Genomic DNA, 10,241 nt, shown 5'->3' with positions numbered 1-10,241 from the left:
GATGCTTTGTTGGGGTGGCGTTTCTTTACGTTAAATGGCCGGAATCCGAGTTGTTGAACAGATTTTGACTAGCTTAAAGCAACAAACAAAAGTAGACTTCCAGTTAGTCAAAAACCAGATAAAATCTTTATCAATATAGGCTTTTTATTAATCCACCTTTAACTCACTAGCAGCCTTCAATTCCTGAAGAAATGCAGCGCCATACTTAGCTAGTTTGCTTTCACCAACACCGCTAACCGTCAGCATCTCTTCTTCGTTTTGTGGCATTACCGCACACATATCACGAAGCGTTTTATCCGAAAAGATCACGAATGGTGGTACACCCTGTTTCTTAGCAAATTCGCGCCGAATAGCCCGCAAACGCTCGAATAAATCATCATTTTGCGGTAAGACGTGGGTTGCTTGAACAGCAACTTTCCGATAAACTTTCTGCTTTCCCTGTAGCACAGCGATGCCAGTATCACTCACACGCAGCACTGGATACTGACCGCCCTCCGCTACCAAATAACCGGCAGCCGTCAAGAAATCAATCAGCTCTGCGACCGACTTCTGTGATGAGCCCTTCATAATGCCATACGTGGTCAACTGATCAAAGTGAAACTCTTTGATTCGCGCCACGCTGGAACCCGTTAGCACTTGCGCCACAAGAATTTTCCCGAACCGCTCATTCATCCGCTTCACACATGACAGCACTTTTTGGGTATCAACAGTAATGTCCTGTTCTTCACGATCATCCAAACAATTCGAACATTGCCCACAATCAGTACCCTCTTCACCAAAGTAATTTAAGATAAATCGTTGCAGGCATTCTTGCGTATTAGCATACTGCGTCATGTCCTGTAACTTTTCGTATTCCCGCTTTTTGCCCGCATCGTCTCGTTCAGACTGGTCGATCAAGAAATGCTGAATCGACACGTCTGACTGACGAAACAGTAAAATGGCTTCACTAGGCAGGCCATCTCGTCCTGCCCGGCCAGCTTCCTGATAGTATGATTCAAGGCTACCTGGGACCTGCGCGTGAATCACGAACCGCACGTTACTTTTATCGATTCCCATACCAAACGCGTTAGTGGCAACCATGACGGGTACTCGATCGTAAAGAAAGTCTTCTTGATTTTGGCGGCGAACTTCCTTAGAAAGGCCACCATGATACATCGTTGCGTCGATGTGTTTTTTATTTAATAACTTAGTTAATCGTTCAACTTCTTTACGGGTACTGGCGTAAACAATGCCAGATTGCCCCGTATTTTGCTTCAAATAATCTACCAGATACTTGTCGTTATCCTGATGCTTGATTACTTTAAAAGCGAGATTAGGCCGCGAAAAACCGGTTTTAACCTCTTCAGCTAAACCTAACCGCTGACAAATGTCTTTTGCCACAATCGGTGTTGCGGTAGCCGTTAACGCAATAATCGTTGGCTGACTGGGCAACTGCTGAATCGTTTGCGCCAGATTTAAGTAACTCGGCCGAAAATCATGCCCCCATTGCGAAATACAGTGGGCCTCATCAATGGCCACCAAATCAATGGGTAGTTCTGCTAACCGATTCAAGTAACCCGAATCCAGCCGTTCTGGGGACACGTACAGTAGTTTAACGTCACCGTTTGCCGCATCATTGAAACGCTGATTGATCTGATCATAATCTAGCGAGCTATTGATGAAGGTTGCCGCAATGCCGTTTTCGTTCAATGCATCAACCTGATCTTTCATTAGTGAGATCAGTGGTGATACCACCAGCGTAACCCCGTCTAACATGAGTGCCGGAATTTGGTAACAAAGTGATTTGCCACCACCAGTCGGCATAATCGCCAGCACGTTTCGATGACCCAATACATCGTTAATAACTTCTTCTTGACCGGTACGAAAACTGTCATAGCCAAACTGGGCCTTTAATATGGTTTGCGGCTTCATGAATTTCAGTTCCTTTCAAAATAGTCTTCTTTCAGTTTAACAGAATACTGACCCTAATGTTAATTACGGCAATCAGGAGACCAAATTTTTAATAAAACGGAAGAAGCCTATATTGATAAAAGTTTTATCTGGTTTCTTAACTGAAATACCATTTAAAATTTGTTTTTGTTCAATACTATAATCTAGCCTAAACATGCTCCGGTGAGCAGAGACTTGCACGTAATTAACTCATGGTACAAATCCAAGGTCGGGATTTCCACCATAAGCTACTTACGCTCCAGTCTCTAAGCGCTCCCCCTCACACTCTGTTTTTGAAACGTGTTCAAACAAGCAGAGAGTTGCAAATAAGGCATAGACGACAGAAATCCAAAACCGGGATTTCCGCCGTCTATGCCTTATTCTCCACTCTCTAAACGCTTGTTTTCACACTCTGTTTATTTAGCTGTAATGTAACCCTGTGCCTTCAATAATTCAGCACATTCAACCGCACCGCCAGCAGCCCCACGAGCAGTGTTGTGAGACAAACCAACGAACTTCCAATCGAAGATCTTATCTTCGCGAAGCCGACCGATGGAAATACCCATACCGTGTTCGTAGTTCACATCCAAGCTAACTTGAGGACGGTCATCTTCAGTCATGTAGCGGATAAACTGCTTAGGCGCACTTGGTAAACCCAGACGTTGTGGTTCGCCAGTATAACTTTCCAGCGCATCGATGAGCTCCTGCTTAGTTGGATTCTGGCGAAAGTTAACGAACGCTGCGGCAGTATGCCCGTATAAAACGGGTACTCGGAGACATTGCGAAGTGATCACAGTATCGTCGGCTGGCACGATAGCCTTCTTTTCGTCATCAACGTGACCCCAAATTTTCAAGGGTTCACCTTCTGATTTAGCCTCTTCACCAGCAATATAAGGAATCACATTGCCTTCCATTTCCGGCCAGTCTTTAAACGTTTTACCAGCACCGGAGATGGCTTGGTAAGTCGTGGCGATTACTTGAGTAGGTTCAAACTGACGCCAAGCTGACAGTGCTGGCGTGTAACTTTGAATCGAACAGTTAGGCTTAACGGCCACAAAACCGCGACTAGTCCCTAAACGTTCCCGTTGATACTTAATCACATCCGTATGATCTGGGTTAATTTCTGGAATCACCATTGGGACATCAGGTGTCCAACGGTGCGCGCTGTTATTTGAAACAACCGGCGTTTCAGCTTTAGCGTATTCTTCTTCTAGTTTACGGGTATCAGCCTTATCTAATTTGATTGCACTAAAAATGAAATCGACTTGAGGTGCAATTTCGTCAACTTTGGCTGCATCATGAAGTACCATGTCCTTCACTTGTTCAGGAACATCGCCTTCCATCTTCCAACGACCCTTAACAGCTTCAGCATATGTCTTACCAGCACTGTGCGCACTAGCTGCAACTAAAGCAATCTCGAACCAAGGATGATCAGCTAAAATCTTGATAAATCGCTGACCAACCATACCCGTTGCACCAATAATTCCTACTCGTAGTTTCTCACTCATCAGACATCCCTCGTTTTCATCACGCATATTTTCAAATTAGTTTTTAATAATTGCATTAAACTTTATTTTACACAATTAGTCAAGTGCTAGGCTTTATCAGCCAAAAAGGCTTTTAATCGTTTCATTGCTTCCGCCAAATCTTCATCAGAGGCCGCGTATGAGAAACGAATGTAGCCTTCACCGCCGGCACCAAAGGCACTGCCTGGTACACCGCCGACTTTGCCTTGCTCAGCCAAATCGTACGCAAACTTCACGTCATCTTTGCCGTAGCTGGCTGGAATCTTAACAAAGGCGTAGAACGCACCAGATGGGGTCGCCATTGACAGCCCCATGTCATCCATAGCGTTTTGAACAAAGTCACGGCGTTTTTGATAAACTTTGCGCATTTCAACGGGATCTTGCAGACCGTTATGCAGTGCTTCAGCTGCGGCAGCCTGTGCTGGGTTCGATGGAGAAGTGACCATGAAGGCGTGCATCTTGGTTGCGTTGGCGATTAATTCAGCCGGACCAGCCATGTAGCCCATGCGATAACCGGTCATGGCGTGAGACTTCGAAAGGCCATTGATCAAAATCGTCCGTTCCGGAATGACGTTAGCGATTGAGTAGTGATCAACACCATAAGTCAGTTCACTGTAAATTTCGTCAGCAATCACGAACAAATGATGATCAGCAATGACTTTTGCCAGGCCTTCAATCATTGATTGGGGATATTCAACCCCAGTTGGGTTACCCGGATAGTTCAGTAAAACAGCCTTCACTGAATCACCCTCTTGATCCAACACTTTTTCCAATCGTTCTGGTGTTAAAACAAAGTCACTATCTGAGGTGTCAACTTGAACCGTCGTTGCCCCAGCAATCGTTACCAGCGGGAAGTACAGGGCAAACGCTGGTGTTGGAATCACCACCTTATCACCGGGATTTAGAATGGTGAACAGTGAGGCACAGACCGCTTCAGTGGCCCCCACAGTTGCGATAATTTCAGTGTTGGGATCGTAATCCAATCCTTGACTTGCCTTCAAATAATGCTGGATTCCCTCTCGCAGATACATGGTTCCCTTTTGTGGTGAGTAGTGAGAATCGTTGTCTTGGATGCTCTTGATGGCCGCTTCCTTAACGTGCTCTGGAACGTTCATATCGGGTTCTCCCAGAGTCAGTTGAATGAGTCCTGGAATGGTTGAGAATTTTTGGGCAACTTCCCGAATACCAGAAGGTCCAACTTGGTTTAATCTTTGATTGACTTGCTGACTTAAATCACTAGCTAATTGAGGCATAATGTCACTCCATTTTTTAAATTAATTAAAGTACGTTTTCAAGTCCTACAACTAATTGTTTCAAGTCCAGGACGTGATCCATGGCAACCTTCACACCGGTCATAAAGGATTGACGGTCAAAGGAATCTTGACGAATCGTTAATGCTTCACCGGGACCGCCGAATAAAACCTGTTCATGGGCAACGTAACCGGGGAGGCGAACAGCATGGATATGGATTCCATGATAATCGCCACCACGGACGCCTGACAAACTCTCTGTTTCGTTAGGGTTTCCTTGTTCATGCTCTGGCCGTACCTCGTCGATCAGCTTAGCGGTGCTCAACGCAGTTCCCGATGGTGCATCTGCTTTGTTGTCATGATGCATTTCAATGATTTCAACGTCTGGGAAATACTTAGCAGCTTCCTTGGCAAACTTCATTAATAACACAGCTGACATACCGAAGTTTGGCGCAATCAAACCGCCAAGGTGCTTAGCAGCAGCTAATTCCTGCAGTTCACTCACTTGGTCATCAGTTAATCCAGTTGTCCCAATAACGGGGTGAATCCCGTGTTCAATCGCAAACTTGGTGTTGCCATAAACTGCGCTAGGCAATGTAAAATCGATCCAGATGTCAGCATCGGTTTGAATCTCGTTCAAGTCACCATAGATGGCAACCCCGGCTGGCAAATCATAGTCCTTAGGATCTTTAGAAGTCACATCAGCAGCGAAACCAGCGACTAATTCATAGCCGTCACTTTCTTGAACGAGGTGAACCGCTTTTTGACCCATGGCACCGGTAAAACCGGCAATTAACACTTTTGTCATTTTAAAAACTCCTGTTCTACCACACTTATTATACTAATGCAGTTTCTTCCATACCTAAAGCGACTGCCAATTGACGAGCTTCTTCATCGTTTAATGACTGAATTGGCAAACGGCAATCACCAACGCCATAACCTTGGGCATTCAAGACTGCTTTAACGGGTGATGGTGATGGGAACATGAATAGTGCTGCCATCTTTGGTGTTAATTGACGCTTCAAACCACCAGCCTTAGTCAAATCACCAGCATAGAGTGCATCGTACATTGCCCGAATTTGGTCACCGTAGATGTGTGATGCAACGGAGATAACACCGGCACCACCAACCACTCGAGCTGATAATGCTTGAGCATCTTCGCCACTGTAAACATAGAAATCCTCTGGAGTGTGTTCAACTAAGAATTCGATGTCTTCGATTGAGGTGCATTGCTTAACGCCAGCAATCTTAGGGTTCTGAGCTAATGTCACAACCGTCTCGTTTGCCATGGTCACACCAGTACGGCCAGGGATGTTGTAGATGATGATTGGCTTTTCAGCTGCATCTGCAACTGCCGTAAAGTGAGCAATCATTCCGCGTTGGCTTGGCTTGTTGTAGTAAGGGACAACGACGAGCTCGTAATCGACACCTTGGATTTCGCTGACTTCTCTAGTTAATTCTGCAGTTTCACGGGTATTGTTGCTACCAGTACCGGCAATGACGGGTACGCGGCCACCAATAATTTGACCAAAACGGGTGTATAATTCAATCTTTTCATCATGAGTCAACGTTGGCGTTTCACCCGTCGTCCCACCAATAACGAAACCTTTGGTGCCAGTATCAATCAAGTGATTAGTCAACTTTTCCAATGCATCATAGTTGATATTGTCGTTTTCATCAAATGGGGTAATAATCGCGGTCATTAAATCTACATTTTCTAGTGTTGTCATCATAGTTCTCCTTTTTATTGAGCGATTCGGATTACAGTCTAATTATTCAGCCATTCTCGCGGTCATAAAACCGGTAATGGCGTTGACGCCTGCTTCAATAGATGATTCTTTAGGACTCAACGTTGCCGAATGCAACTGTGAGTCATCTTCAACTCCCAGCCAAAACATCGTGCCAGGAATCTTGGAAAGTAGGTAACCAAAATCCTCACCCGTCATAGCAGGTTCGGTTTCAACAAAATTAACATCAGGATTTTCCTTCATATAGTTGATAAATCGTTTGGTTAGTTCAGGGTTATTTTCAACCGGTAAATAACCACCCTGATTCAGCGCAACAGTGACTTTAGCGTTAAAACTCCTAGCAATTCCTTCACCAACATCTTGCAGTCGCTGATCGATACGCTTGATCATGACTTGTGTCAAACCACGAATCGTCCCTTCAATGTGGGCGTGACCAGCAATTACGTTACGAATCGTGCCGGCTTCCAGCTTACCCAGAGTAATCACACCACCCTCGATGGGGTCAATACTGCGGGAAATGATCGTTTGAACTTGGCTGATCAACGCCGCAGCCGCCACCACCATGTCATTAGCATCTTGCGGATAGGCAGCGTGACCACCCTTACCTTCAAGGTCAATGTTAACTTCCGTGGTCCCAGCAAATAAGGTTCCCATTCGACAGCCAATAGCGCCAGCTGGCAAGTCTGGATTATCATGCAGCCCGTAGAACTCATCTGGCCGCCATTGATCCTTGAATACGCCCAGTTCATAAGCAAGTTTACCGCCATTTTCACTTTCTTCAGCTGGTTGGAAGAAGAAAATCAGGTTGTCGGTCGGCTGATGCTCAGCAAAATAACTCAAAACGCCTAGGGCCACCGTCATGTGAATATCATGACCGCAAGCATGCATGACGCCGGGATGCTTTGATGCAAATGGCAGGCCGGTTTCTTCAGTCACTGGCAACGCATCAATGTCTGTTCGGTAGCCAAGGGTCCGCTTTGGCGCGCTACCTTCAACTCGTACTAACAGCGCCGTTGGCAAATCAGGAATTTTTTTGATTTGTAAGTGAGCCTGATTGAAACTTCCAATCACCTTTTCCAAATAAGCCGACGTCTGCACTTCATTTAATGCTAACTCAGGAATCTGATGCAAGTCGCGACGAATTTTGATTAACGCATCTTCCGTTAGAATAGCCATCTCATCACAACTTTCTTAAATCATCTTCTAGGCCGGTCTTCGATTCGGTCTTCTGATCAACGTCCTTGATAAACTTAGCTGGTACACCTGCCACCATGGTATGCGGTGCAACATCTTGAGTCACCACCGCGCCAGCAGCAACAACCGCACCTTCACCAACGTGAACGCCTTCAATCACTACCGCGTTGGCACCAATCAAAACGTTATCGTCAACGCGGACTGGTTCAGCAGACGCGGGTTCAACGACACCTGCCAAAACGGTACCGGCACCGATATGAGAATGTTTCCCCACAATGGCACGGCCGCCAAGCACAGCCCCCATATCAATCATGGACTCATCACCAATTTCAGCACCAATATTGATAGTTGCACCCATCATGATCACGGCATTATTACCAATTAGAACTTGATCACGGATAATGGCACCTGGTTCGATTCGGGCGTTAACGTCTTTCATGTCTAATAGCGGCACAGCAGAATTACGGGTTTGATTTTCAATTTCCGTATCCGTAATTTCAGCTTGATGCTGGTCAAGAAAAGTTTTAACATCCGACCAATCACCGAACAGCACGCCGGTCTTAGTTTCAATGAAAGCTTTAATGCTAGCAGGAACGTTTAAGTCAGCCAGATTACCCTTAATATAAACCTTAACGGGGGTCTTCTTTGGTGCATTACCAATGTAATCAATAATTTCTTGTGCGTCTAATTGTGCCATGTGATAACCTCATCTCTCTTAAATTAATTATAATAGGAAGTTTTTCTTTAAAGTGATTTGGGTAATGGTTGATCTAACCGCGTCAAATCAGCGTATGTTTCCCTTTTAATCACCAACGTTGATTCACCGTTTTCCACGAAAACAACGGCTGGTCTTGGGTTGCGATTATAGTTGGAAGCCATTGAGTAGCCGTATGCCCCAGTATCCAAGATGGCGAGAACGTCACCTGGCTTACTTGCTGGCAAAGGTTGCTGGTCAATCAAGATATCTCCTGATTCACAATATTTACCAGCAATGTGCACCGTTTCGGTTGGCTTGGCAGTTGGCTGATCAACCAAAAGCGCTTCATATTCTGCTTGATAAAGTGCTGGACGAATGTTATCGCCCATCCCGCCATCAACTGTGACATATGAGGTCAAGCCAGGTACATCTTTACGAGAACCGATGGTATATAAGTTATAACCGGCTGGGCCAGCAATTGAACGACCAGGTTCAATCCAAACAGCGGGCATCTCAAGGTTTTGATCAGCTGCGCTTTGCTTGATCGTCTTAACGATCGCATCCACGAAGTCTTCAGGGGCCAATGGGTGATCATCCTTGGTGTATTGAATCCCAAAACCACCACCAACGTTGATAACTTCTGGTTGGTATTGGTATTGATCGTGCCAGTTAGCTGCAATTTCGACTAACTTTTTCGCTGCCATTTGGAAACCATTAAGTTCAAAAATCTGAGAACCAATATGAGCATGAATCCCTAACATATTCATCCGTTCGTTAGCCAAGACTTCTTGAAGGGCTTCATCAGCTTGACCTGACTTCAAGTCAAAACCAAACTTACTATCTTCTTGGCCAGTAGAAATGTATTCATGCGTATGAGCTGAAATCCCTGGCGTAATTCGAAGCATGACAGCTGAGCTGGCATCCTGTTCTTTAAGGACTTGGTCCAGTAATTCAATCTCATGGAAGTTATCTAAAACAATGACACCCACGTGATTTTTAACGGCCATTTCCAACTCGTCGCGAGATTTGTTGTTGCCATGGAAACTTACTCGCGCCATTGGGAAGCCAGCCTGAAGGGCCGTGTAAAGCTCACCGCCCGAAACCACATCAATGTGTCCCTGTTCTTGATCAATCACTTGGAACATCGCAATCGCGGCAAAAGCTTTGCTGGCGTAACTCACTGCGTAATCCACGCCATTTGCTTCAAAAACTGATTTGAAACGCCGAATCTGGTCACGAATCTTAGAGACATCATAGACTGCCAGCGGTGTTTGGTATTTTGCTGCTAATTCATCCGCGTCGACACCACCAATGGTTAAATGCCCTGCTTCGTTGATCTGTTCGTTTGTCAATTGCTCACTCATGTTGTGCCCTCCGGTAGATAATAGATTATACGAAAAGGGTCCTTTTGTTTACGCTAAACAAAAGGACCCCACAGTTAATGACTTATTCATTATGGACTCAATTTCGATAGCGCTCCGCAGACGTTATATCTGCGACAGTCCGTGATTTATTGAATCACGTCCCAGCTAACTGAATGCTGCAACATTCAGCGCTTCGGCAACGTCCCCTTTTGGTTCACCTCTTAGTCATAACAGTGACTGAGTGAACTGACTAATGTCGGTTGCAACCTCTTCGATTTAATCAAAGTTTATAATTGTTTTCTAAGATAGTCAAGGGGTTTATTAAAATAAAAGGTGTGAAGCCGAGCGTTTAGAGAGCGAAGTGTAAGTGGATAAGGCTAAAAATCCCGGGCTTGGATTATTAGCCTTGTCTGCTTACATGCAGCTCTCTGCTCGGTGTAGCCCAATTAAAAAGGTGTGGAAACGAGCGTTTAGAGAGCGAAGTGTAAGTGGATAAGGCTAAAAATCCCGGGCTTGGATTATTAGCCTTGTCC

8 protein-coding genes and 1 riboswitch are annotated in these 10,241 nt (G+C 45.2%); all 8 genes read right to left on the bottom strand.

Annotated elements, in window-relative coordinates; translation table 11 throughout:
- Positions 1 to 147: 147 nt before the first annotated feature.
- Positions 148 to 1,911: a DNA helicase RecQ gene (gene recQ, locus AC6H04_RS07855; RefSeq protein WP_497571172.1), complete on the bottom strand. Its 1,764-nt coding sequence runs from the start codon at positions 1,909 to 1,911 to the stop codon at positions 148 to 150.
- Between the two features lie 434 nt (positions 1,912 to 2,345).
- A complete protein-coding gene (gene asd, locus AC6H04_RS07850) occupies positions 2,346 to 3,437 on the bottom strand; it encodes an aspartate-semialdehyde dehydrogenase (protein WP_497571171.1) in 1,092 nt (363 codons plus the stop codon).
- An 86-nt stretch (positions 3,438 to 3,523) separates the two neighbouring features.
- Positions 3,524 to 4,708 (bottom strand): aminotransferase class I/II-fold pyridoxal phosphate-dependent enzyme, encoded by a 1,185-nt coding sequence (locus AC6H04_RS07845; RefSeq protein WP_497571170.1) that lies wholly within the window; start codon positions 4,706 to 4,708, stop codon positions 3,524 to 3,526.
- A 25-nt stretch (positions 4,709 to 4,733) separates the two neighbouring features.
- The gene (gene dapB, locus AC6H04_RS07840) at positions 4,734 to 5,513 is read right to left on the bottom strand and encodes a 4-hydroxy-tetrahydrodipicolinate reductase (protein ID WP_497571169.1); all 780 of its coding nucleotides are present in this window, start codon (positions 5,511 to 5,513) and stop codon (positions 4,734 to 4,736) included.
- Between the two features lie 28 nt (positions 5,514 to 5,541).
- A complete protein-coding gene (dapA, locus tag AC6H04_RS07835) occupies positions 5,542 to 6,435 on the bottom strand; it encodes a 4-hydroxy-tetrahydrodipicolinate synthase (RefSeq protein ID WP_497571168.1) in 894 nt (297 codons plus the stop codon).
- A 42-nt stretch (positions 6,436 to 6,477) separates the two neighbouring features.
- Positions 6,478 to 7,629, bottom strand: a complete 1,152-nt coding sequence (locus tag AC6H04_RS07830; protein ID WP_497571167.1) for an N-acetyldiaminopimelate deacetylase — start codon at positions 7,627 to 7,629, stop codon at positions 6,478 to 6,480.
- Between the two features lie 4 nt (positions 7,630 to 7,633).
- Positions 7,634 to 8,344: a 2,3,4,5-tetrahydropyridine-2,6-dicarboxylate N-acetyltransferase gene (gene dapD, locus AC6H04_RS07825; protein ID WP_497571166.1), complete on the bottom strand. Its 711-nt coding sequence runs from the start codon at positions 8,342 to 8,344 to the stop codon at positions 7,634 to 7,636.
- A gap of 47 nt (positions 8,345 to 8,391) precedes the next feature.
- Positions 8,392 to 9,708, bottom strand: a complete 1,317-nt coding sequence (gene lysA / locus AC6H04_RS07820) for a diaminopimelate decarboxylase (RefSeq protein ID WP_497571165.1) — start codon at positions 9,706 to 9,708, stop codon at positions 8,392 to 8,394.
- Positions 9,709 to 9,807: 99 nt separating this feature from the next.
- Positions 9,808 to 9,987: riboswitch (Lysine riboswitch) on the bottom strand.
- Between the last annotated feature and the right edge of the window lie 254 nt (positions 9,988 to 10,241).

Source organism: Secundilactobacillus sp. MJ173 (assembly GCF_059704265.1).
This window is presented reverse-complemented; position numbering and strand designations above follow the sequence as displayed.

Coding starts and splice junctions, on each gene's coding strand:
- recQ (WP_497571172.1), bottom strand. CDS start 1,911: ATGAAGCCGCAAACCATATTAAAGGCCCAGTTTGGCTATGACAGTTTT.
- asd (WP_497571171.1), bottom strand. CDS start 3,437: ATGAGTGAGAAACTACGAGTAGGAATTATTGGTGCAACGGGTATGGTT.
- AC6H04_RS07845 (WP_497571170.1), bottom strand. CDS start 4,708: ATGCCTCAATTAGCTAGTGATTTAAGTCAGCAAGTCAATCAAAGATTA.
- dapB (WP_497571169.1), bottom strand. CDS start 5,513: ATGACAAAAGTGTTAATTGCCGGTTTTACCGGTGCCATGGGTCAAAAA.
- dapA (WP_497571168.1), bottom strand. CDS start 6,435: ATGACAACACTAGAAAATGTAGATTTAATGACCGCGATTATTACCCCA.
- AC6H04_RS07830 (WP_497571167.1), bottom strand. CDS start 7,629: ATGGCTATTCTAACGGAAGATGCGTTAATCAAAATTCGTCGCGACTTG.
- dapD (WP_497571166.1), bottom strand. CDS start 8,344: ATGGCACAATTAGACGCACAAGAAATTATTGATTACATTGGTAATGCA.
- lysA (WP_497571165.1), bottom strand. CDS start 9,708: ATGAGTGAGCAATTGACAAACGAACAGATCAACGAAGCAGGGCATTTA.